Source organism: Microbispora sp. H10830 (assembly GCF_014161375.1).
Taxonomy (GTDB): domain Bacteria; phylum Actinomycetota; class Actinomycetes; order Streptosporangiales; family Streptosporangiaceae; genus Microbispora; species Microbispora catharanthi.
This window is the reverse complement of sequence record NZ_JABBWX010000002.1, coordinates 371,887-393,726: the sequence shown is the minus strand read 5'-3', so window position 1 is coordinate 393,726 and position 21,840 is coordinate 371,887. Positions and strand designations below refer to the sequence as shown.

Sequence of the window (21,840 nt, the reverse complement as noted above, 5' to 3'; positions counted from 1 at the left end):
ACTGCCAGAACGGGGCCGTACGCGGGACGACGGGCCCGTCTCGCGACTTAAGACTCCGTTCACCGTCGGCATGCCCCTCAGGTAGTCTCTGTGTGCAAGAGGCCCCTGCCGCGCTTGCGTCAGGGGCTTTCGTCTTGGTGCGGGAGTTAAACCATGCCGGCTGTCGTTCTCGTTGGCGCCCAGTGGGGCGATGAGGGCAAGGGGAAGGCCACCGACCTGCTGGGCGGCGACGTCGACTACGTCGTGCGTTACCAGGGTGGCAACAACGCGGGCCACACCGTCGTCATCGGCGACCAGAAGTACGCGTTGCACCTGCTGCCGACGGGAGTGCTGTCGCCCGACGTGGTGCCGGTGATCGGCAACGGCGTGGTCGTCGACCCGGGCGTGCTGCTCAGCGAGATCGACGGGCTGGCCGAGCGGGGCATCTCCTGCGACCGGCTGCTGATCTCGGCCAGCGCGCACCTGATCATGCCCCAGCACAAGGCCATCGACAAGGTCAGCGAGCGTTTCCTCGGCAAGGCCAAGATCGGCACGACCGGCCGCGGCATCGGCCCGGCGTACGGCGACAAGATCTACCGCATGGGCATCCGGGTCCAGGACCTGCTCGACCCCGGCATCCTCGGCAAGAAGATCGAGGCCGCGGTGGGCGAGAAGAACCAGATCCTCACCAAGATCTACAACCGCCGCGGGCTCGACCCGGCGAAGGTGCTGGAGGAGTACCTCGGCTACGCCGAGCGGCTGCGCCCCCACATCGCCGACACCTCGCTCGTGCTCTCGCAGGCGCTCGACCAGGACAAGGTCGTGCTGCTGGAGGGCGGGCAGGGCACGCTGCTCGACATCGACCACGGCACCTACCCCTTCGTGACCTCCAGCTCCCCCACCTCGGGCGGCGCCTGCGCCGGTTCCGGCATCCCGCCGACCCGCCTGACCAGGATCATCGGCATCCTCAAGGCGTACACCACGCGCGTGGGATCGGGGCCGTTCCCGACCGAGCTGCTGGACGAGCAGGGCGACTGGCTGCGCCAGACCGGCGGCGAGTACGGCGTGACCACCGGCCGCAACCGCCGCTGCGGCTGGTTCGACGCGGTCATCGCGCGCTACGCCACCCGGATCAACGGCGTGACCGACTTCTTCCTGACCAAGCTCGACGTGCTGTCCGGGCTGGAGCGGATCCCGGTCTGCGTGGCGTACGACGTCGACGGCGTCCGCCACGACGAGATCCCCATGACGCAGACCGAGTTCCACCACGCCACGCCGATCTACGAGGAGCTGCCCGGCTGGCAGGAGGACATCACCAGCGCCAAGACGTTCGAGGACCTGCCGCCGAACGCGCAGGCGTACGTCAGGGCGCTGGAGGAGATGAGCGGCGCCCCGATCTCGGCAATCGGCGTCGGCCCGGGCCGCACCCAGACCATCCAGATCCGCTCCCTTATCTGAGGATTAGTGGCGTACGCGCCCGGAACCGGAGGGTTCCGGGCCGCGGACGGGCGAGGCGGTAGGGTACGCCGCTGTGCATGGAAACGTTGAGCTGCACGGGCACCGTGGAGCGCGGGGCCTGAGGCCCGAGAACACCCTGCCCGGCCTGGCCTTCGCGCTGGAGCTGGGGGTCGACGCACTCGAGTTCGACGTCGCCATGTCCGCGGACGGGCAGCTCGTGCTCACCCACGACCTGCACGTGTCCGCCGTGACCAGCGCCGACACGGGCATGGCCGTTCCGGGGGACGAGATGTTCCCCTACGTCGGCAAGCCGATCATCGCGCTCACGCTGCCGCAGCTGCGCACCCTCGACGTCGGCGTACGGCTGCCCGAACGGCCTGACGACCGTTTCGCGCTCACGCAGGTGCCGCTGCCGGACACCCGGATGCCGACGCTCGGGGCGGTGCTCGGCCTGATCGGCGCTCTCGGTGCCGACCACGTGCGCCTCCACGTCGAGCTGAAGTCCGATCCCACCCGTCCCGACCTGTGCGCCGACCCGCGCCGCTTCGTGGAGGACGTCGTCCACGAGCTCGACCGGCACGACCGGTTGTCGAGGGCGGCCCTGCTCAGCTTCGACTGGCGCATCCTGGAGATCGCCAGGCCGCTGGTCGAGCGGCGGTACGCCCTGGTCGAGCGCGACACGATGACCCCCGCCTGGATGAACGGCATCCGCCTCGGCGAGGTCGGCGGCGACCTCGCGGCGGCGGCCCTGGCGGTGGGGGCGACGACGCTGTCGCCCGACCGCGTGCTCGTCGACGAGGCGCTGATGACCGGGGCGGCCCGGCGGGGCCTGCCGGTCGTGGTGTGGACGGTCAACGAGCCCGACGAGGCCGCCCGGCTGATCGACATGGGGGTGGCCGGGATCGTCACCGACTATCCCGACCGCATGCGCCGCCTCTGGAAGGCCCGCGGCCTGCCGCTGCCCGACCCGGTGACGCCGCTCCGCCCTGTGGGAGCCTGAGCACTCGGACACGGGAAGAGCCCCGCCCGAGGTGCCGACTCGACGACAGGTGCCGACTCGACGACCAGGGGCGGGGCTCCAGGGTCACCCACAAGAATGGCTTTCACAGCCGACTACCAGCCAAGCCCATCAGACCGTGCCCGTCAAGTAGCTGAGCGTCACCCGGCCCAGCGTGTCGCCGTCGCACGGCCCGTGCGGCTCACTCCTCCACGGACAACGCGCCGGACGGGCAGAGCTGTACGGCCCTGTTCACGGCGGGCGCGACGTCGGCCGAAGGCTCGGCGTCGAGCACCACGACCGTCCCGTCGTCCTCGCTCTGGTCGAACACCTGGGGCAGCGTGAGCACGCACATCCCCGCGCCGATACACCGTCCGGTGTCCGCCTTGATCTTCATCGTTCCCCCAGCGACTTTTGTCACCACAGTACCGGCAGGCGGTGCACACCGTAGATCGCCATATTGGACCGCAGCGGAACCTCCCGCGCCGGCACGGCCAGGCGCAGGTTGGGGAAGCGGCGCAGCAGGGCGGGATAGGCGATGCGCATCTCGATCCGGGCGAGCTGCTGTCCCAGGCACTGGTGGATGCCGTGCCCGAAGCTCAGGTGCCCGTGCGCCGGCCGGGTCACGTCGAGGGCGTCGCCGCCCTCGAACCGCTCGGGATCCCGGTTCGCCGCCCCGATGGACAGCGTCACCGACTCACCGGCCCTGATCAGGGCGCCGCCGACCTCCACGTCCTCCAGGGCCGTACGGGTCGGCCCGATGTGCACGATGCTGAGGTAGCGCAGCAGTTCCTCCACCGCGTTCTCGACGGCGGCCGGGTCGTCCCGTACGACGGCGAGCTGGTCCGGGTTCGTCAGCAGCGCGAACGTGCCGAGGCCGAGCATGTTGGCGGTCGTCTCATGACCCGCGATGAGCAGCAGCAGCGCTACGCCGCCGATCTCCTCGGTCGTCAGCTCCCCGCCCGCGACCAGGCCGCTCAGTATGTCGTCGGCGGGTTCCTTCGCCTTCATCGTGACGAGACCGTGCAGGTAGGAGTACAGGTCCTGCACCGCGGCCCGGATGTCCTCGATCGAGGAGCTCAGGTCCAGCAGCACCGCCGAGTCACGCTGGAACTTCTCCCGGTCCTCGTACGGCACGCCGAGCAGTTCGCAGATCACCAGTGAGGGGATGGGGAGTGCGAAGGACTCGACGAGGTCGGCGGGGGCGCCCTCGCGTTCCATGGCGTCGAGGCGGCTCTCGGTGATCTCCTGGATCCTCGGTTCGAGCTGCTTCATCCGCCTCACGGTGAACTGCCCGGTCAGCAGGCGGCGGTAGCGGGTGTGCGCGGGGGCGTCCATGCGGAGGAAGAACCCCGGCGTCAGGGGCTCGCCGCGGAACTCCCCGCGCTGGGGGATCGGCGAGTGCAGCAGTTCGGGGCGGGTGCTGAAGCGGTTGTCCGCCAGGATCGCGCGGGACTCGGCGTAGCCGGTCACCAGCCAGCCCTCGTGCCCGTCCGCGTACGTCATCCGCTGGATCGGCGCCTCGGCGCGGCGGCGTGCCAGTTCGTCCGGTGGATCGAAGGCACGTTCCCGAGTCAGGGGATAAGTCGCCAGCCGGGGTGTCGCCTCTGTCATGACACGCTCCTGTGCGAGTGGAAACGGTCGATGTGTCGAGCGGCCCGCTCCCCCCACCTAACAACATCATCTGACATATCGCAATGACTGATTGCTCATGATTCCGGTCACGAAGCGTACGCGTCCGAAGCGAATGCCGCGCTTGTCAGCCCGCCGTCCAAGGCCGGAGCTTGTCGGGGTTGAGTATCGCCCAGATGTGCGTGATCCGGTCGCCTGCGACGTCGAACGCCATCACCGACACGGTCACGCCCTCCTGCCGAGCCACCAGACCGGGCTGGCCGTTCACCGTGCATTCCTGGACCGTCACCCCGGGTGCCGCACTGGCCCGGTCCACGAAGAAGCGTGCGATCCGCTCGGCGCCCTGGACCGGACGAGGCTCGGCGGTGGCGAGCCCGCCACCGTCGCCGGTCGCGGTGGCGTCCGGGGCCAGGAGGCCGATGAGGGCATCGATGTCCTTGGCCTCCCACGCCTGCTTGAAGTCCCTCACGATCCCGGCGCGCCGGGCCGCCGGGGTCGCGGGAGCCTGTGCGTCGCGGATGCGGCGGCGGGCCGAGGAGGCCAGCTGGCGGCACGCCGCCGGGGTGCGGCCGACGATCTCGGCCACTTCGGTGAAGGAATAGCGGAAGACGTCGTGCAGGACGAACGCGACGCGCTCGGCCGGGGTCATCGAGTCGAGCACGACGAGGAAGGCCATGCTGACCGACTCGTCCAGGGTGACCCGGTCTGCCGGATCGACCGTTACGCCGCCCGGCCGCCCGTCGATCCACTCCGCGGGCTCGGGCAGCGGCTCCGGGATCCATTCGCCCACGTAGCGCTCCCGCCGGGCTCGCGCCGAACCGAGCAAATCGAGGCAGATGCGGCTGGCGACCGTCGTCAGCCAGCCGCCGGGGGACTCGACGGCCTCCTGCCGCTGCCGCGACATGGCGTACCAGCGGGCGTAGGTCTCCTGCACGACGTCCTCGGCGTCGGCCAGGGAGCCGAGGAGCCGATACGCGAGGTTGATCAACCGGCGCCGCTCGCTCATGATCACGCTCAGGCTTGGGTCGAGCCGGCCGCCTCCCGGCCCGGATGGGTTGGTCATGGTGTCGCCGGCCCCCTTGGTCGCATCCGTCCTCACTCGGTTCGACGAGACACCCCACCGAACTGTGAGGCCTCGGTGCCCGGGAGGCCTCGGTGTGGCCTCACATTCCAAGGGGGTGGGTCGTCGTACCGCTGAGACCACCCCTGAGGAAGGAAGCCGATCATGGAACCGGTGAACGTCGCGATCGTCTACTACAGTGCCACGGGCACCGTGCACGCCTTGGCGCAAGCCGCCGCCGAGGGCGCGGAGAAGGCCGGCGCACACGTGCGGCTGCGCAAGGTCGCGGAAACGGCCCCACCGGAGGTCGTCAACACCAGGCCGGAGTGGGTCGCGCACCTCCAGGACACCGCCGACGTCCCCGAGGCCGGCCACGACGACCTGGTCTGGGCCGACGCCGTGCTGTTCGGCGCCCCCACCCGCTTCGGCAACCCGGCCGGTCAGCTCAGGGCGTTCATCGACACCACCGGCCCCCTCTGGTTCCAGGGCAAGCTCGCGGACAAGGTGTACTCGGCCTTCACCGCCTCCAACACCGCCCACGGCGGACAGGAGTCCACCCTCCTGGCGCTTGGGAACACCTTCTACCACTGGGGCGGCATCATCGTGCCCCCCGGCTACACCGACCCCGTCCAGTTCCAGTCAGGCAATCCCTACGGCACCTCGCACGTGGCCGGCGACGGCTCACCCGGCGAGGTGTCCTTGCAGGCGGCCCGTCACCAGGCCCGCCGCGTCGTCGACACCGCGGCCTTGCTGAAGGCCGGCCGCGCCGGCCGCGCCGCCTGATCCGGCGTACGCGCGTCCCGGCGAGCGGGAGACGCCCGCCGGGACGCGCGTGCGGCGTCCCGGAGAGGGCGGTCAGAGCCAGCCGTTGCGGCGGAAGGCGCGGTGCAGAAGCGTGCAGGCGACGACCATCACGCCGATCACGATGGGGTAGCCGTACACGGACTTGATCTCGGGCATGTGCTCGAAGTTCATGCCGTAGATACCGGCGATCATCGTGGGGACCGAGATGATCGCCACCCAGGAGGAGATCTTGCGCATGTCCTCGTTGGCGAGGGCGTTGGAACGCGCCAGGGCGGCCTGGAGGATCGAGTCGGACAGCTCGTTGGACGCCTGGACCTGCTCGCACACGCGGGACAGGTGGTCGCCGACGTCGCGGAAGTACTCACGCATCTCGGAGGGGATGCTGCGCCGCTGGGGAAGGGCGTTGAAGGGGGTCTGGAGCGGTCCGACGGCGCGCTTGAGCTCCAGCATCTCGCGCTTGAGCTGGTAGATCCTGTTGATGTCGCGGGAGCTGACCTCCGCGAACACGGCCGCCTCGACCTCTTCTAGCTCGGCCTGCATGAGGTCGGCGACCTGCAGGTACTTGTCCACGACATGGTCGGCGATGGCGTGCAGGACGCCCGTGGGGCCGCGGCCGATCAGCTTCGGCTTCGACTCCAGCTTCTCGCGGACGTCGCCGAGCGGACAGTGCCGCCCGTGCCGTACGGTCACGACGAAGTCGGGCCCGACGAACGCCATGATCTCGCCGGTGCCGATGATCTCGCCGCTCGCCGTCGAGACCTCGTGGTCGAGGAACGCGACGGTCTTGAGCACCACGAACAGCGAGTCGCCGTACCGCTCGACCTTGGGCCGCTGGTGGGCCTTGATGGCGTCCTCGACGGCGAGCGGGTGCAGGCCGAACACGTCGGCGAGCCACTCGACCTCGGGCGCGGCGGGCTCGTGCAGACCGACCCAGACGTATGCGTCGGGCACCTCGTTGGCCTCGTTGTGCTCGCGGACCAGGCGCACGGCCTCGGGAATGCCGGCCGCGTCGACCTTCTTGCCGCCGACGTACGCACCGAACTCGACGAGGGAGTTGCTCGGCGGCACGCAGCGGACGACCGTCTCCGCGTTCATCGACGCGGCGCTGAGGTGCGTGGACATGACCCGGGTGTGCCTGTTGATGCGGGGAAAGAGCAGAGAGGAGCGCATGGCGGTCCCTTCCCGCCCGAGCCGGCACGCTCTACGCGCGACGTGATGTCACCCCTTCATAAAGGCGTGAGCTGCCCCTCGGGCTTCAGTTTCGGAGTGGTCGGGAATGCGCACGACGTACGTGCGCGAGCACGTACTGACGGGATCACCAGAATTCATCCCAGACCACCTCCAATCGCCACGAGACAGCGCGAAGCCTGTCTAACCTACCACAGGGCCGTTGGACACCTGTTCCAGGGTAGCGGCGTCAAGTCCCACCGATCATGCACTTCTTGCCAAAAACAGCCCGCACAATCTAGCCATCGGTGTGTATCCGCACCCGAACGGGGCAGATCGGCATGCTCCGCGTCGTCAGCCGGCGGAAGACGCCCCGGCGTACGGATAGGGACTCCTCCGCCCGGGCGCTCGCCCACACCTGAGAACGGGAGGCGGCCGACCGCTGCGACAATGGTCGGGTGCGCGTACTTGTCATCGGTTCCGGGGGTCGCGAGCACGCTCTGTGCCGCGCCCTGCGGCTCGACCCCGCCGTCGTAGAGGTCCACTGCGCCCCCGGCAACGCCGGCATCGCCGAAGTGGCCACCTTGCACCAGGTCACGCCGACCGACGGGGCGGCCGTGACCGCGCTCGCCGAACGGCTGGGCGCCGACCTCGTCGTGATCGGCCCCGAGGCGCCGCTGGTCGCCGGCGTCGCCGACGCCGTCAGGGCCGCCGGGATCGCCTGCTTCGGCCCGTCGGCGCAGGCGGCGCAGGTCGAGGGGTCCAAGGCGTTCGCGAAGGACGTGATGACCGCCGCCGGGGTGCCGACCGCGCGCGCGTACACCTGCACCACCGAGGAGGAGGCCGCGGCGGCGCTCGACGCGTTCGGGGCGCCGTACGTCGTGAAGGACGACGGTCTGGCCGCCGGCAAGGGCGTGGTCGTGACCGACAGCCGCGAGGAGGCCCTGGAGCACGCCAGGGCGTGCGAGCGGGTCGTCATCGAGGAGTACCTCGACGGCCCCGAGGTGTCGCTGTTCGCGCTGTGCGACGGGACGAGCGCCGTGGCGCTGCAGCCTGCTCAGGACTTCAAGCGGGCCTACGACGGCGACAAGGGCCCCAACACCGGCGGCATGGGGGCGTACACCCCGCTGCGGTGGGCGCCGGAGGACCTGTCCGCGCAGGTGATGGCCGAGATCGTGCGCCCGACCGTGGCCGAGATGGCGCGGCGCGGCACGCCGTACACGGGAGTGCTGTACGCCGGGCTGGCGCTGACCGCGGACGGCCCCCGGGTGATCGAGTTCAACGCGCGGTTCGGCGACCCGGAGACCCAGGTCGTGCTCGACCGGCTGGAGACCCCTCTGGGAGAACTGCTGCTCGCGTGCGCGACCGGCGCGCTCGCCGGGCACCCGCCGCTGCGGTGGCTCGACGGCGCCGCCGTGACCGTGGTGCTCGCCGCGGAGAACTACCCGGCCGACCCGGTGAAGGGCGACCCGATCGCGGGGCTTCCGGTGACGGTCGAGGGCGCGTACGTGCTGCACGCGGGCACGGCCCTCGACGGGAACAACAGGCTCGTGTCGAACGGCGGGCGGGTGCTCAACGTGGTCGGCACGGGCGCCGACGTCGCCCAGGCCAGGGCTCGGGCCTACGAGGCGCTGGAGCAGATCACGATGCGCGGCTCCCACCACCGATCCGACATCGCCCTGGCCGCCGCCTCCTCCTGACGCCTCCTGACGCCCGGCTCTCCCTCTGCGCTCCCCTTGCTCCGGGCGCGCGGGAGAGCTGGGAAGATGGAACGGTGAAGCACCTGCACTCCGGCAAGGTACGCGACCTCTACGAGACCCCCGACGGGCTGCTGCTGATGGTCGCGTCCGACCGCATCTCGGCCTTCGACTACGTGCTCGAACCCGGCATCCCTGACAAGGGGGAGATCCTCACCCGGCTGTCGCTGTGGTGGTTCGAGCAGCTCAAGGACGTGGTTCCCAACCACGTGGTCTCGGCCGACGTCCCGGCGGAGTTCGCCGGCCGCGGGGTGCTGTGCCGCAGGCTGCGGATGGTGCCGGTGGAGTGCGTGGCCCGCGGCTACCTCACCGGCTCCGGACTGGTGGACTACCGCAGGGAGGGCGTCGTCTCCGGCGTTCGGCTCCCGGAAGGGCTCACCGACGGGTCCCGGCTGCCCGAGCCGATCTTCACGCCGTCGTCCAAGGCCCCCATGGGCGAGCACGACGAGCCCATGACATACGAGGAGGTCGTGGCGGAGGTGGGCGAGGACGTGGCCGAGCGGCTGCGCCGTATCACCCTCGACGTCTACAGCCGCGGGGCCGAGATCGCTTTGGAACGTGGCATCATCCTGGCCGACACGAAGATCGAGCTGGGCTGGGACGCCGACGGCGTGCTTACCCTGGGCGACGAGGTGCTGACGCCCGACTCCTCCCGCTTCTGGCCGCTGGACCAGTGGGAGCCGGGACGCTCCCAGCCGTCGTTCGACAAGCAGTTCGTCAGGGACTGGCTGCTGTCCCCCGAGTCGGGCTGGGACAGGTCGTCGGGCGAGGCGCCCCCGCCGCTCCCCGACGAGATCGTCGAGCGCACCCGCAGCCGCTACGTCGAGGCGTACGAGCGGCTGACCGGCGAGCGCTTCCGCGGCTGAATCACACAGGTCACACAAGTAGTCTCAAGTGACCCGTTCCCCCATGCGTTCTGGGGGTAGTTCCTCCCCGAAACTCCTGGAACAGCGGCTACTCTAGGCCGATCGTCCTCGCCGACGACCCGGCTGCCGGCTGACGGGAGTCCCCCACCCTTCCCCCGAAATAGGAGCAATTCATGGTCAGTTACCGCGTGCGCGGGGGCAACGTACTGCGTGGAACCGCCTTCATCCAGGGCGCGAAGAACGCCGTACTGCCCATGATCGGGGCGGCGCTGCTCGCGGCCGAGGGCCGCACGGTGCTCCGCAACGTGCCCGTCATCGAGGACGTGCGCCGGGCGGTCGAGCTCGCCCAGGCCGTGGGCGCGAAGGTGGAGTTCCACGAGAGCGAGCGGACGCTCGTCATCGACGCCTCCCGCCTGACCAGCCCGGTCCTGCCCGCGGAGATCGCCCGCCGGTTCCGGGGATCGGTGCTGTTCGTCCCCGCGCTGCTCCACCGCCTCGGCGAGGCGATCATCGAGGGCGTCGGCGGGTGCAACCTCGGCAGCCGCAACCTCGACTTCCACTACCTGGGCTACAAGCGCCTGGGCGCGATGGTGGACGAGGGCGAGGCCGTCATCCACATCAAGGCCGGCGGCCTGATCGGCGCCCCGCTGTACCTCGACACCCCGTCGCACACCGGCACCGAGAACCTGATCATGGCCGCCTCGCTGGCGCGGGGCACCACCGTCATCGAGAACGCGGCCCTCGAACCCGAGGTGCTCGACGTCATCACGATGCTGACCCGGATGGGCGCGCGCATCCGCGGCGGCGGCACGGGCTTCATCACGGTCGAGGGCGTGGACGAGCTGACCGCGGTGGAGCACACGGTCATGCCCGACCGGCTCGACGCGGGCGTTTTCGCGATGGCCGCGGCGATCACCGGAGGCGAGGTCAGCCTGGTCGGCGCCTCCCTCGAGCACCTCGGCGTGGTCCGGTGGAAGCTGGAGCAGATGGGCGTCGAGTTCGAGAACCACGGCGCGGTGCTCCAGGTCCGCCGCAACCGCCCGCTGCGCCCGATCAACGTGATCACCGACACCTACCCCGGCTTCGCGACCGACCTGCAGTCGCCGCTGATGACCGTGGCCTGCCTCGCGGAGGGCTCCAGCTACATCCACGAGCGCATCTTCGACGGTCGCTTCGCGCTCGCGGGCGAGCTGAACAAGATGGGGGCGAACGTCGAGGTCGAGGGCAGCCGGGCGGTCGTGCACGGTCCGACGCCGCTGCACGGCACCGAGGTGACGGCGCACGATCTGCGGTCGGGAATCGCGCTCGTGCTCGCCGGTCTCGCGGCGGAAGGCGAGACCACGATCGGGTCCGGATATCTCATCGACCGCGGTCACGCCGCGCTCGCGCAGCGTATGCAGGCACTCGGCGCAGATGTGGTGCGTGAAATTTCCACTTCGGACGAGGGCTGAGTCCGGAAACCTTTACTAATGCCCTGACCAGCGGGGACCTTCCGATTTACGGAACAGCCGAGACCACCCAGAATGGTATTCCGGCAAATCTGGGCGTGACATTACGGCCTTAACCAGCGATCGTTCCAAAGAGAAGCCACAACAACGAGGGCGACGTGGGATGGGACGAACATTGGTCGAGCGCACGGAAGACACTCCGCGCGGGTCACGTCTGGGCACGGTGACACCCGACCTCACCATCGGTGTGGTGGGGTCGCACGATCTGGTCGAGCGGGTGATGCTCATGGGGCACTCGGCTGCCCCGGTGCCCTGCCGGCTGGTCGCCGCCGCGTACCGGGACGAACAGGAGGCGGCGGACAAGGTGACCCGGCTCGGTCCGGGTGTGGACGCGTGCCTGTTCGCGAGTCCGGTGCCTTTCGAGCTCGCCCGCCGGGCCGGCGTGCTGACGATGCCCGCCACGCACGTGCAGCTCGGCGGGGCCGCACTCGTGGCGGCGATCGCGCGGGCCGCGCTGGATGAGCGGGTCGATCCCCGCCGGGTGAGCCTCGATGTGCTCGGCCGGCCGGACATCGACGAGGCGTACATGGACCTCAACCTCTCCTCGGGCGAGGTGCACAGCCGTGACGAGCCGGGCCCGGTCGGCACGATCACGGCCTTTCACGAACGGCTGTTCCGCCAAGGGGCCACGACGGGCGCGCTCACATGCGTCCAGGGCGTGGCCGACCGGCTGACCGCCGCCGGGGTGCCGGTGGTGCCGATCCGGCCGACCTCAGCGGCCGTCCGTACGGCACTGCACACGGCGTCGCTGCTCGGCGCCCGCCACCGGCTGGAGGAGTCGCAGCTCACGGTCGTGCTGGTCGAGGTGCCGACGCTGCGCGAGCCGGTGAGGCGGGCCGCGCCGCGCTACTGGCGCGACGAGCTTCGGCTGTCGCTGCACCGCCTGCTGGTGCAGGAGGCCAACCGGATCAACGCGAGCGTGTGGCCGATCGACGACCACAGCTACCTCGTGGTGGCGACGAAGGGCTCGATCGCGACGGCCACGGACGGGTTCCGGGTGCTGCCGTTCGCCGCGCGGATCCGCGAGGAACTGGGCCTGGCCGTCGAGGTGGGTGTGGGGATGGGCCGCACCACGCACGAGGCCGAGACGCACGCGAGGGGCGCGCTCGCCCGCACCCAGGGCGGCAAGCAGCCGCAGGGCTTCGCGGTGGACCGGGAGGGCCGCGCACTGGTGCCGCCGCCCCGGATGCCGCCCCAGCCGGGCGGACCGGTCAAGCCCAAGGGGGTCGAGGTGCTGGCGCGCCTGGCCGCCAAGCTGGAGGGCGGGGACACGGTCGTGGACGCGGAGGGCGCCGGGCGCATGCTCGGGGTGACCCCGCGCACGGCCAGGCGGTTGCTGCGCACGCTGGTTGACGAGGGACTCGCGTGGCCGCTTCCGCCCAACCGCACCCCCCAGCCGGGCCGGCCGCGACAGCTCTACCGGCTGATCGTGGAGAAGCTGAACCGGTAATCACCGTTCAGAAGCGACGGTCTATCGTCATGACTCATGGAACGAAACGGTCATGACGCACGGGTGTGGCTGGCGCTGGCGGCCGTGTACGTGGTGTGGGGCTCGACGTACCTCGGCATCGCGATCGCCATCCAGACCCTCCCGCCGATGACGAGTGGTGGGCTCCGTTTCGTCGCGGCGGCGCTGGTTCTCGGCACGGTCCTGCTCGTCAGGGCCGTGCCGTTCCGCATGCGGTGGAGGGAGTTCGGGGGCGCCGCGCTGGTCGGGCTCCTGCTCCTCGCCGGGGGCAACGGCATGGTCTCCGTGGCCGAGCAGCACATCTCCAGTGGGCTGGCCGCGCTGCTCGTCGCCTCCACCCCACTGTGGCTGATCGTGCTCAGGACGGTCTTCAGGGACCGGCCGCACGTGCTGACGCTGGCCGGCGTGCTGGTGGGCTTCGCCGGAGTCGCCTTCCTCTCGCTCCGGGGCGGCGGCGCGTCCGGCAGCGGGGCAGGCATCACCGTGGTGCTGCTGGGCTCGCTGTCGTGGTCGGCGGGATCGTTCATCTCCCCGCGGATCCCCATGCCGGCCAACCCCTTCGTGGCCAGCACGGTCGAGATGGCGGTGGGCGGCAGCGCGCTGCTGGTCATGGGCCTCGTGCAGGGCGAGCGGCTGCACCTCGGCGCGGTGAGCTGGCAGTCGTGGGCGGCCCTGGCCTACCTGGTGCTGGTGGGCTCCCTGGTGGGCTTCACCTCGTACATCTGGCTGCTCGGCCATGCCCCGATCTCGCTCGTGTCCACCTACGCGTACGTGAACCCGGTGGTGGCGGTGATCCTCGGGATGGCGGTCCTGTCGGAACCGGTCACCGCGGCCATGCTCGTGGCGGGAGCCCTGATCGTGGTGGGGGTCGCGCTGGTGGTCTCCACCGAACGCCGTGGCCGGACCGCGACACCGCCGGCAGAGGAGACCTCCGCGGTCCCAGGGCGCGTCACCGCGTCGCAGCCGACCTCCGAACCGTGAAATCGAGCCGGTTCGATGAAGCGCGCGAGCGAAACCGGTAATTCGAGGCCGCGATCGAATCAGGCACTTGATTTCGCTGCGAACTGCCGATTATCCCGCGATATTCGCAGGGGAAATGCGAGGAGCGGCGCGGCCTTGATTACATCGGCACCGAGCACATCCTGCTCGGGCTCGTCCGCGATCGCGAAAGTGTGGGGCCCAGGTCCCGGTCACGAATGGAGCCGGCCTCGACCACATAGGGCGGATCGCGGACGAGTTCGTCCAGCGGTATCCGGCGCGCTAGGAAGCCCGCCGGAACGCCTCGGCGGCGGCGAGGAAGACGTCGTTGGCCTCGCGGTCGCCGATGGAGATCCGGGCCCCCTCCCCGTCGAACGGGCGCACGGCGACGCCCGCGGCCGCGCACGTCCCCGCGAACTCCATCGTGCGCTCGCCGAGGCGCAGCCAGACGAAGTTGGCCTCGGTGGGCGGGACCGTCCAGCCCTGCGACAGCAGCGCCTCCCTGACGCGGCTGCGCTCCTTGATCACGGTCTCGACCCGCTCCTGCAACTCGTCCTCGGCCTGCAGGGACGCGATCGCGGCGGCCTGGGCGAGGTGGTTGACCGCGAAGGGCAGCAGCGTCTTGCGGACCGCGGCGGCCACCGGCTCGTGCCCGATCAGGTAGCCGACCCGCAGCCCCGCCAGGCCGTACGCCTTGGAGAACGTGCGCAGGACGGCGACGTTGGGGCGCTCGCGGTAGAGCGTGAGGCCGTCCGGCACGTCCGCGTCCCTGACGTACTCCCGGTAGGCCTCGTCGAGGACGACGGTGACGTTCTCGGGCACGCGGTCGAGGAACCGCGTGAGCTCGTCGGCCCGGTTCACCGTGCCGGTCGGGTTGTTGGGATTGCACACGAAGACCAGGCGCGTCTCCGGCGTGATGGCGTCGGCCATGGCGTCGAGGTCGTGCGTCTCGTCGCGCAGCGGCACCTCGACCGCGTTGGCGCCCGAGAGGCCGACCAGCAGCGGGTATGCCTCGAACGAGCGCCAGGCGTACACCACGTCGGCGCCGGGCTCGCCGACCGCCTCCAGGATCTGCTGGGCGACCGCCACCGAGCCGGCGCCCAGCGCGACGTGGTCGTACGGCACGCCGAACCGCTCCGCGAGCGTCTCGGTGAGCCGGACCGCGCCGGGATCGGGATAGCGGTGGACCTCCGTGGCCGCCCGCGCGATCGCCTCCACCACCGACGGCAGGGGTCCGAAGGGGCTCTCGTTGGAGGACAGCTTGTAGGACCGGCCGTCCGGGGAGACCACGGCCTTGCCCGGCTTGTAGGCCGGCATGGTGTCGAGGATCGAGCGGAATCGAGACATGTCCTAACGATAGGAGATCCGCCTGGTCGGGCGGCACCCCGCACACCCCCTGCGGACGACCCGCCGGCCCCGGCCCTACTTGTAGTAGGCGTAGAGCGTCTTCCAGGTGCCGGCGTACTGGCAGTTGAGGGACGGCTTGGCGGCCTTGGCCTCCGAGCAGGTCTTGAGCTCGACCTCGCCGACGTTCTTGACGGTGAAGGCGAACGCCTTCTTCGCGCCGTACGAGCAGGTGCGGTAGTTGCGGTAGGCCAGGTGCGGCTTGTTGGCGGCGTCGAAGTAGCTGACGCGGAACAGGGCCCAGCCGCAGGTGGACGCCTTGTGGGTCAGGCTGGTGACGCTGCCGGCGACCTTGACGTACGGCGCGGGCAGGCTCGGGTCGTCCTTGGCCGCGGCGGTCAGTGAGCCGCTCACCTTGGCCTTCGATCCGGTGGCGTAGTAGGGACCCCAGGGCTTCGGAGCGGCGGCGGCCTGGGCGGCCGTCGCGGTGGCGAGCGGGGCGAGGGCCAGGATGCCGGCCGCGAGCGTGATGCCTGCCAGGGAGCGGGTGAGGGCCATGGCTGGGGTCCTTTCCTCTGTCGTTGCGGGCAGTTTGTCCCGGGGCGCTTTCAAGGCCCTTGACGTCCGCTGTACCTCCCTGGTGGGCCGGGGATCGCGTGGTTAGGATCGCGCGGTAACCGGCGAGCGGGGAGAGCATGACGAGCGGTGCGGAGGGCGACGGACCGCGGGACGGCGATCCCCGGCGGATCGGACCGTTCCGCATCCTCGGCAGGCTCGGCCAGGGCGGCATGGGCACGGTCTACCTCGGCCGGGACGCCGACGACCGCGACGCGGCGGTCAAGGTGATCCACCCGCAGTGGGCGGCCGACCCCGACTTCCGGCGCAGGTTCCAGCGCGAGGTCGCCGCCGCGCAGCGGGTCGCCCGCTTCTGCACCGCCGCCGTCCTCGGCGCGGGGCTGGACGGCGACGTCGCCTACCTCGCCACCGAGTACGTCCCGGGGCCCACCCTGCAGGAGGTCGTGCGGGAGCGCGGGCCGCTGTCGGGGTCGAGCCTGGAGGCGGTGGCGGTCAACGTGGCCGTGGCCCTGCAGGCGATCCACAGCGCGGGGGTGATCCACCGCGACCTCAAGCCGTCGAACGTGCTGCTGTCGCCGGTCGGTCCCAAGGTCATCGACTTCGGCATCGCCCAGGTCGCCGACACCACCGCGGACATCAGCGGCATCGTCGCGGGAACGCCGTCCTTCATGTCGCCCGAGCAGGCGAAGGGCGACCGGCTGACCCCGGCGTCCGACATCTTCGCCTGGGGCGCGCTGGTGGCGTACACCGCCTCGGGCCAGGCGCCGTTCAGCGGCGGGTCGATCCCGAGCATCCTCTATCGGGTGCTGCACGAGCCCCCGCACATCTCGGGTCTCGACCCCCGGCTGCGGTCGATCGTCGACCTGGCGCTGGCGAAGGACCCGGCCCGGCGTCCCACCGCGCGGCGACTGGTCGAGATGCTGACCGGCCACGAGCCCATCGAGCCCGCGCCCGAGCCCGCGCCACCGAGCGTGCGAGGAGCGCCCACGGCCGTGGCGGGCGGGACGGGCCGCCGGTCGCGCCTGGGCGTGGGGATCGCCGCCGCTGCCACCGCCATCGCGGTCACGGCGGGCGTGGTCGTCGCCGTCCAGGCGGCATCGTCCGGCGACCCCGAGCCGTCCCGGAAACCGCCGGCGCGCACCACCGCGAGCGCCCCCGGCGGCAACCCGCTGCGAGGGCGGGCCGTACGGTTCTACGCGAGCCCGACCGGCGACGAGGCCCACCAGGCGGACGTCTGGCAGGCGGCGGGACGGGCAGGCGACGCCGCGGTGATGCGGAAGCTGGCCGCGGTGCCCAGGGCCGTGTGGCTCGGCCAGACGAGCGCGGCCGAGGCCGCCCGTGCGGCGAGCGCCGCGCTGGAGGCCGCGGCGCGGCAGGACGCGGTCGCGGTCTTCGTCACCGACCACATCCCGCTGCGCGCGTGCAACGAGGACGGCGGCGCGGCGGACTCGGCCGACTACCTCGCCTGGATCGACGCGCTCGCGTCGGCGGTGGGCGACCGCAGGGCGGTGTTCGTGCTGGAGCCGAACAGCCTCGCGGAGTTGCCGGGCTCGCCGGACTGCTCGCTGGGCGACGCCGCCGACCAGCGTGCCAGGCTGCGCATGCTCGCCGCGGCGGCCAAGCGGCTCGGCGCACTGCCGAACACCGCCGTCTACCTCGACGGCAGCCTCGACGGCTGGCCGACGCCGGAGGTCGCCGCGACCCGGCTGGTCGACGCCGGGATCGCCGACGCGGACGGCTTCTACCTCAACGTCTCCGGATTCCAGAAGACCGGTCAGCTCGTCGCGTACGGCACCCGCCTCGCCGCCTGCGTGAAGACCAAGTCGCAGGGCCGCGACCGCGCCTGCGCCGACGCCGGCACGGACGCGGGGACGGCCGGGCTCCCCCACTTCGTGATCGACACGAGCAGGAACGGCAAGGGCGAGTGGACCCCGCCCGAGGGCAGGTACAAGGACCCCCAGGACTGGTGCAACCCGCCGGGACGCGGCGCCGGCGTACGGCCGACCACCCGCACCGGCAGCGCGCTCGTGGACGCGTACCTGTGGGTCCGGCCGGCCGGCATGTCCGACGACCGGTGCGACCGCGGCGAGGGCGGCTCCACTGACCCGGTGTACGGCGTCGTCCCGCCCTACGGCGGCACGTGGTGGCCCGAGCTCGCCCTCCAGCGGGCCAAGGACGCCGTTCCGCCGCTCTGATGAGCGGTTCGGCCCCGGCGTGCGAGCAGTTCGGGCCGTTCGTCGGGAATCCGGCGCAGAGCCCGATCAACTTCGTGGGAACCGCCCGGTTTCGGAGGCAAGCACTAAGATCCAGCGACATGTGGCGGAAAGCAAGAATCGTGATGGCCGGTGCCTGCGCCGCCGGCGTGTGCGTCGTCCCCACCGCGGCCGGACCCGCGACCGCCGCGACCGCCGAGGCGGCCGTGAGCGCGAAGGCCGCGACCGCCGAGGCGGCGGCCGTGAGCGCGAAGGCCGCGACCCCGGCCGGGGTGAAGAAGAAGGACGAGCCCTACTGCGCCCGGTACAAGTGCATCGCCCTCACCTTCGACGACGGCCCCTGGCCCTACACCCCGGCGCTGCTCGACACGCTGAAGAAGCACAAGGCGAAGGCCACCTTCTTCCTGCTCGGCAGGAAGGTGGCCTACCGTCCCGAGCTCACCCGGCGGATCTACGAGGAGGGGCACGACATCGGCAACCACACCTGGACCCACCCCTCGCTCACCGATCTGTCCGACGGTGAGGTGTTCGAAGAGGTCTCGAGCACCTCGAACATCATCAATCAGACGATCGGCAAGATGCCGGACTACATGCGCCCGCCGAACGGCGCGACCGACTCCAGGATCGCGAGTCTCATGGCCGATCTGGGGCTGCCGCAGATCCTGTGGACGGGGTCCACGCTCGACTGGCAGGCCCGCGACACCAAGGTGATCGCCCAGCGCACGCTGAAGCTCGCCAAGCGCAACGGCGTGATCCTGCTGCACGACATCGTCCCCGAGACGGTCAAGGCCATGCCCGGCGTGCTCACCGCGCTGGAGAAGCAGCACTACAAGTTCGTCACGCTGACGACCCTGCTGCAGGGCCGCAAACTGCGCCCCGGCGAGGTCTACCCGCCCCGCGGCAAGTAACCGGCCCCGGGCGTCGTCTCCGCGTACGGCGCCGGCGCCCCCGGCGGCAGTGACACCGGCGGAGGCCCCGGAGGCATGGGAGAGGCGACCGCCGTCTCCGCCAGGGGGACGAGACCGGCGTCGGCCGTGAGCGAGCGGTCCAGGGCCGCTCGCATCCGGGGCTGCAGGGGCCGCTCGACCAGCCGGTGCACGCCGTACGCGACCACGAGCGCGGCGGCCACGGCCAGCGGGAGCGTGAGGCGGTTGCCCAGCACCGGGTGGAGCCACTGGATCAGCAGGAACCCGACGTGGTGGTGGAAGAGGTAGAGCGGATAGGTCAGCGCGCCGAGGAAGGTGAGCCACCGCCAGTCGATCCGGTCGAACGCGCCGACCGCTACGAGGATCATCACCAGGAAGATCAGCGAGATCACGCCCACCACGAGCGCCGAGCCCAGCGCCTGCCCGTATCTCCGGATCGCCGGTGGTCCCTCGCTCAGCGCCGTGTAGAGCGCGAGGATCCAGCCCACGCCCACGAACAGCCAGGGGAACAGCGACCCGCCGAAGCGGTGGACGAGAAAGAGGGCCATCCCCGCGATGAAGTACGGCGCGCTGAACGGGACGAGCACCGCCTGCAGCAGGTCGGCGTTCACCCGGTCGGCGATCGCCAGCAGCAGCACCCACGCCCCCATGAACGCCAGGCACCGGCGGTAGGTGATCCCCACGGCCGCGAGGCAGGCGATGAGGGCGTAGAAGACCAGTTCCTGCCACAGCGTCCAGTAGACGATCTCCAGGTCGCGTACGGCGAAGCCGTGCTGGAGCATCGTCATGTTGGCCAGCAGTTCGGTGAGGCTCGGCCGGTGGTCGGTGATCAGGCCGCCGACGGCCAGGCCGCCCAGGACGAGCACGCTCGCCCAGTACGCCGGGAACAGCCGCGCGATCCGCGACGCCGCGAAGTGGCCCGGCGTGCGGCCCCAGGCGCTCATCAGGATCACGAATCCGCTGATCAGGAAGAACAGGCGCACGCCGTACACGCCGAACATGGTCGCCATGCTCAGCGCGGGGAAGGCGTTGGGCGTGCCCCAGGCGCGCGTCTCGCCGAAATGGAAAAGGACGACGCCGAGTGCCGCGCAGAACCGCAGAAGGTCGAGCACGCGCAGCCGGGACGGTCCAGGGGGAATGGCCGGCGCATCGGTGATGCGGGGGGCCGCAGCCAGCATAGGCCGGAATATATCCTGAAAGATCCCTGTGAGTCGGGATTAATCCGGCGTTGGTGGTGTAGCGTGCGGCCCGGCCCCCGCCGGGCGCGGCCGGTCAGGTGCGCAGCATGGGCGGGTGCAGCAGCACGGCGGGGCCCCGGCGGTAGAGCATGGCGGGACGCCCGCCGTCCCGGGTCGTGGTGCGCCCGGTGGACACGAGGAAGCCCTCCGTCTTGGTGACCTTCCTGTGGAAGTTGCGCGGGTCGAGCGGACGTCCCCAGACGATCTCGTAGACGCGGCGCAGCTCGGCGACGGTGAACTCGGGCGGGCAGAAGGCGGCGCCGAGCGAGGTGTATTCGAGCTTGCCCCTGGCCCGCTCCACGCCGTCGAGCATGATCCTGCGGTGGTCGAAGGCCATCTGCGTCAGCTCGGCCACCGGCTGCCAGCTCATGTGGGCCTCGGTGGACGCGGGCAGGTCGGGAGCGAGGCCCAGGTAGGCCACGCTGACGACCCGCTGGCGCGGATCGCGGTCCGGATAGCCGTAGGTCTGGAGTTGCTCCAGGTGGACCGGCGCCCCGGGAAGGCCGGCCCGTTCGGCAAGCACGCGGGCCGCCGCGGCGGGAAGGTCCTCCTCCAGCTTGATGAAACCGCCGGAAAGCGCCCACCGGCCCTCGTACGGCGGCCGGTCGCGCCGCCAGACGAGGGCGCTGAGCTGCTGGGACCTGACGGTGAGCACGACAAGATCCACGCTGACCGGGATACGCGGGATCATGTCCAGCACGCTACAGGACGCGGGCCGCGGCTCGGGCCGTCCGGAGTCAGCCGGCCCGGCCCCTCGCGGGAGCTGCTTCACCGCTCCACATCCCCTTGACTTCCTCCCGGCCCTAAGGGACTGGGATTCCCGCCCTCGCGGGCTGGGCTTCCTGTTTCACCGCCGACCGCCGAAGGGAGGACCCTTGCGGACTCACGTCAGCTCCACAGGCGGACACCGCTCGACCAGCGGCCAGGATGTTCTTGGCGGCGTTGACGTCCCGGTCGTGCCGGGTGCCGCAGCCCGGGCACGTCCAGTGCCGGGTGGACAGGCTGAGGGTGGCGAGCAGGTGCCCGCACGCCGAGCACGTCTTGGACGAGGGATACCAGCGATCGATCACGACCAGGCGCCGCCCGGCACGCGCGGTCTTGTACTCCAGTTGGCGGCGGAACTCGCCCCACCCGGCATCAGAGATCGCCCGCGCCAGGCAGCGGTTGCGGATCATGCCTTTGACGTTGAGGTCTTCGATCACGATCAGGTCGTGGTCGCGGACCAGGCGGGTGGAGGTGCGGTGCAGGAAGTCGGCGCGGGCGTCCCGCACTTTGGTGTGGGCGCGGGCGAGCTTCGCCCTGGCCCTGGCCCGGTTGTTGCTGCCGCGCTGTTTGCGGGCCATGCGCCGCTGGTAGCGGGCCAGGTTGCGGGCCTTGCGTTCCAGGTGGCGCGGGTTGGGGATCTTCTCGCCGGTGGACAGGACGGCGAAGTCGCTCACGCCGAGGTCGACCCCTACGTCAACACCGGTGACGGGCAGCGGCTCAGGCTCGGTCCCGGTATCTATCGCGATGGAGGCGTACCAGCGGCCATCAGGGTCGCGGGAGACGGCCACCGTGGTCGGGTTGATCACGGCAGGGTCGATTTCGGGCCAGGACCATACGAACGCGATCGGGTCGTCCATCTTCGCGAGGAACAGTCGGCCGTCGCGCCAGCGGAACGCCGAGCGGGTGTAGGTCGCGCACTGGCGGCCGTGGCGGGACTTGAACCGCGGGTAGCGGGCGCGTCCGGCGAAGAAGTTCACGAACGCCGTGTGCTGGTGTCGCAGCGCTTGCTGCAACGGCACCGAGGACACCTCGTACAGGAAGTCGTGGCCCCGGCTTCGCCGGGCCACGCCAGGATTCCTCCCTGCCCTGAAGCGAAGGACCGGG

The 21,840-nt window shown here is 70.9% G+C and carries 20 protein-coding genes; 11 read left to right on the top strand and 9 right to left on the bottom strand.

The window, feature by feature from the left end:
• The first annotated feature begins 153 nt into the window (after positions 1–153).
• Both HHX35_RS06635 and HHX35_RS06630 read left to right on the top strand, forming a co-directional pair.
• A complete protein-coding gene (locus HHX35_RS06635) occupies positions 154–1,437 on the top strand; it encodes an adenylosuccinate synthase (protein ID WP_139573839.1) in 1,284 nt (427 codons plus the stop codon).
• Positions 1,438–1,510: 73 nt separating this feature from the next.
• Positions 1,511–2,437 (top strand): glycerophosphodiester phosphodiesterase family protein, encoded by a 927-nt coding sequence (locus HHX35_RS06630; protein WP_182897998.1) that lies wholly within the window; start codon positions 1,511–1,513, stop codon positions 2,435–2,437.
• 199 nt (positions 2,438–2,636) lie between these two features.
• Here HHX35_RS06630 and HHX35_RS06625 read toward each other — a convergent pair whose 3' ends face one another.
• From HHX35_RS06625 to sigJ, 3 genes are all read right to left on the bottom strand, one after another.
• Positions 2,637–2,831, bottom strand: coding sequence for a ferredoxin (locus HHX35_RS06625; RefSeq protein WP_139573837.1), 195 nt, complete (start codon positions 2,829–2,831; stop codon positions 2,637–2,639).
• 20 nt (positions 2,832–2,851) lie between these two features.
• The gene (locus tag HHX35_RS06620; protein ID WP_182897997.1) at positions 2,852–4,048 is read right to left on the bottom strand and encodes a cytochrome P450; all 1,197 of its coding nucleotides are present in this window, start codon (positions 4,046–4,048) and stop codon (positions 2,852–2,854) included.
• A gap of 145 nt (positions 4,049–4,193) precedes the next feature.
• Entirely contained in the window at positions 4,194–5,129 is a 936-nt protein-coding gene (gene sigJ, locus HHX35_RS06615) for an RNA polymerase sigma factor SigJ (protein ID WP_182897996.1), read from the bottom strand.
• Between the two features lie 162 nt (positions 5,130–5,291).
• Between sigJ and wrbA the strand changes: the two genes are divergently transcribed.
• On the top strand, positions 5,292–5,909 hold the full coding sequence (gene wrbA / locus HHX35_RS06610; protein ID WP_182897995.1) for an NAD(P)H:quinone oxidoreductase: 618 nt from the start codon (positions 5,292–5,294) through the stop codon (positions 5,907–5,909).
• 72 nt (positions 5,910–5,981) lie between these two features.
• Here wrbA and HHX35_RS06605 read toward each other — a convergent pair whose 3' ends face one another.
• A complete protein-coding gene (locus tag HHX35_RS06605) occupies positions 5,982–7,100 on the bottom strand; it encodes a magnesium and cobalt transport protein CorA (protein WP_182897994.1) in 1,119 nt (372 codons plus the stop codon).
• 455 nt (positions 7,101–7,555) lie between these two features.
• On the opposite strand from HHX35_RS06605, the gene purD reads away from it, so the two are divergent.
• The 6 genes from purD (at position 7,556) to HHX35_RS45075 (ending at position 13,916) form a co-directional block, all read left to right on the top strand.
• Positions 7,556–8,797 (top strand): phosphoribosylamine--glycine ligase, encoded by a 1,242-nt coding sequence (gene purD / locus HHX35_RS06600; protein ID WP_182897993.1) that lies wholly within the window; start codon positions 7,556–7,558, stop codon positions 8,795–8,797.
• A 74-nt stretch (positions 8,798–8,871) separates the two neighbouring features.
• On the top strand, positions 8,872–9,720 hold the full coding sequence (locus tag HHX35_RS06595; protein ID WP_182897992.1) for a phosphoribosylaminoimidazolesuccinocarboxamide synthase: 849 nt from the start codon (positions 8,872–8,874) through the stop codon (positions 9,718–9,720).
• Positions 9,721–9,893: 173 nt separating this feature from the next.
• Positions 9,894–11,171 carry a UDP-N-acetylglucosamine 1-carboxyvinyltransferase gene (gene murA / locus HHX35_RS06590; RefSeq protein ID WP_182897991.1) on the top strand — a complete coding sequence of 426 codons (1,278 nt, stop codon included), beginning with the start codon at positions 9,894–9,896 and terminating at the stop codon, positions 11,169–11,171.
• 262 nt (positions 11,172–11,433) lie between these two features.
• A complete protein-coding gene (locus tag HHX35_RS06585) occupies positions 11,434–12,678 on the top strand; it encodes a transcriptional regulator (protein ID WP_161627967.1) in 1,245 nt (414 codons plus the stop codon).
• Positions 12,679–12,714: 36 nt separating this feature from the next.
• Positions 12,715–13,677 (top strand): EamA family transporter, encoded by a 963-nt coding sequence (locus HHX35_RS06580; protein ID WP_182897990.1) that lies wholly within the window; start codon positions 12,715–12,717, stop codon positions 13,675–13,677.
• Positions 13,678–13,760: 83 nt separating this feature from the next.
• A complete protein-coding gene (locus HHX35_RS45075) occupies positions 13,761–13,916 on the top strand; it encodes a Clp protease N-terminal domain-containing protein (RefSeq protein ID WP_182898412.1) in 156 nt (51 codons plus the stop codon).
• Between the two features lie 40 nt (positions 13,917–13,956).
• Here the strand turns inward: HHX35_RS45075 and hisC are convergent, their stop codons facing one another.
• Positions 13,957–15,021, bottom strand: coding sequence for a histidinol-phosphate transaminase (gene hisC, locus HHX35_RS06570; RefSeq protein WP_182897989.1), 1,065 nt, complete (start codon positions 15,019–15,021; stop codon positions 13,957–13,959).
• Between the two features lie 75 nt (positions 15,022–15,096).
• A complete protein-coding gene (locus HHX35_RS06565; RefSeq protein WP_182897988.1) occupies positions 15,097–15,576 on the bottom strand; it encodes a hypothetical protein in 480 nt (159 codons plus the stop codon).
• A 137-nt stretch (positions 15,577–15,713) separates the two neighbouring features.
• Here HHX35_RS06565 and HHX35_RS06560 point away from each other — a divergent pair, with 137 nt between their 5' ends.
• Both HHX35_RS06560 and HHX35_RS06555 read left to right on the top strand, forming a co-directional pair.
• Positions 15,714–17,789: a glycoside hydrolase family 6 protein gene (locus HHX35_RS06560; protein WP_182897987.1), complete on the top strand. Its 2,076-nt coding sequence runs from the start codon at positions 15,714–15,716 to the stop codon at positions 17,787–17,789.
• 119 nt (positions 17,790–17,908) lie between these two features.
• Positions 17,909–18,715 (top strand): polysaccharide deacetylase family protein, encoded by an 807-nt coding sequence (locus tag HHX35_RS06555; RefSeq protein WP_182897986.1) that lies wholly within the window; start codon positions 17,909–17,911, stop codon positions 18,713–18,715.
• On the opposite strand, the gene HHX35_RS06550 is transcribed toward HHX35_RS06555, so the two are convergent.
• From HHX35_RS06550 to HHX35_RS06540, 3 genes are all read right to left on the bottom strand, one after another.
• Positions 18,694–19,911 (bottom strand): acyltransferase, encoded by a 1,218-nt coding sequence (locus tag HHX35_RS06550; protein ID WP_182897985.1) that lies wholly within the window; start codon positions 19,909–19,911, stop codon positions 18,694–18,696. The two genes, HHX35_RS06555 and HHX35_RS06550, sit on opposite strands and share 22 nt — an antisense overlap.
• A 94-nt stretch (positions 19,912–20,005) precedes the next feature.
• The gene (locus HHX35_RS06545; protein ID WP_139573823.1) at positions 20,006–20,662 is read right to left on the bottom strand and encodes an NrtR DNA-binding winged helix domain-containing protein; all 657 of its coding nucleotides are present in this window, start codon (positions 20,660–20,662) and stop codon (positions 20,006–20,008) included.
• A 112-nt stretch (positions 20,663–20,774) separates the two neighbouring features.
• Complete coding sequence (locus HHX35_RS06540) at positions 20,775–21,803, bottom strand: RNA-guided endonuclease TnpB family protein (protein ID WP_310738917.1); 1,029 nt, start codon at positions 21,801–21,803, stop codon at positions 20,775–20,777.
• Positions 21,804–21,840: the final 37 nt, after the last annotated feature.

Coding starts and splice junctions, on each gene's coding strand:
- HHX35_RS06635 (WP_139573839.1), top strand. CDS start 154: ATGCCGGCTGTCGTTCTCGTTGGCGCCCAGTGGGGCGATGAGGGCAAG.
- HHX35_RS06625 (WP_139573837.1), bottom strand. CDS start 2,831: ATGAAGATCAAGGCGGACACCGGACGGTGTATCGGCGCGGGGATGTGC.
- HHX35_RS06620 (WP_182897997.1), bottom strand. CDS start 4,048: ATGACAGAGGCGACACCCCGGCTGGCGACTTATCCCCTGACTCGGGAA.
- sigJ (WP_182897996.1), bottom strand. CDS start 5,129: ATGACCAACCCATCCGGGCCGGGAGGCGGCCGGCTCGACCCAAGCCTG.
- wrbA (WP_182897995.1), top strand. CDS start 5,292: ATGGAACCGGTGAACGTCGCGATCGTCTACTACAGTGCCACGGGCACC.
- HHX35_RS06605 (WP_182897994.1), bottom strand. CDS start 7,100: ATGCGCTCCTCTCTGCTCTTTCCCCGCATCAACAGGCACACCCGGGTC.
- murA (WP_182897991.1), top strand. CDS start 9,894: ATGGTCAGTTACCGCGTGCGCGGGGGCAACGTACTGCGTGGAACCGCC.
- HHX35_RS06580 (WP_182897990.1), top strand. CDS start 12,715: ATGGAACGAAACGGTCATGACGCACGGGTGTGGCTGGCGCTGGCGGCC.
- hisC (WP_182897989.1), bottom strand. CDS start 15,021: ATGTCTCGATTCCGCTCGATCCTCGACACCATGCCGGCCTACAAGCCG.
- HHX35_RS06565 (WP_182897988.1), bottom strand. CDS start 15,576: ATGGCCCTCACCCGCTCCCTGGCAGGCATCACGCTCGCGGCCGGCATC.
- HHX35_RS06560 (WP_182897987.1), top strand. CDS start 15,714: ATGACGAGCGGTGCGGAGGGCGACGGACCGCGGGACGGCGATCCCCGG.
- HHX35_RS06555 (WP_182897986.1), top strand. CDS start 17,909: ATGTGGCGGAAAGCAAGAATCGTGATGGCCGGTGCCTGCGCCGCCGGC.
- HHX35_RS06550 (WP_182897985.1), bottom strand. CDS start 19,911: ATGCTGGCTGCGGCCCCCCGCATCACCGATGCGCCGGCCATTCCCCCT.
- HHX35_RS06545 (WP_139573823.1), bottom strand. CDS start 20,662: ATGATCCCGCGTATCCCGGTCAGCGTGGATCTTGTCGTGCTCACCGTC.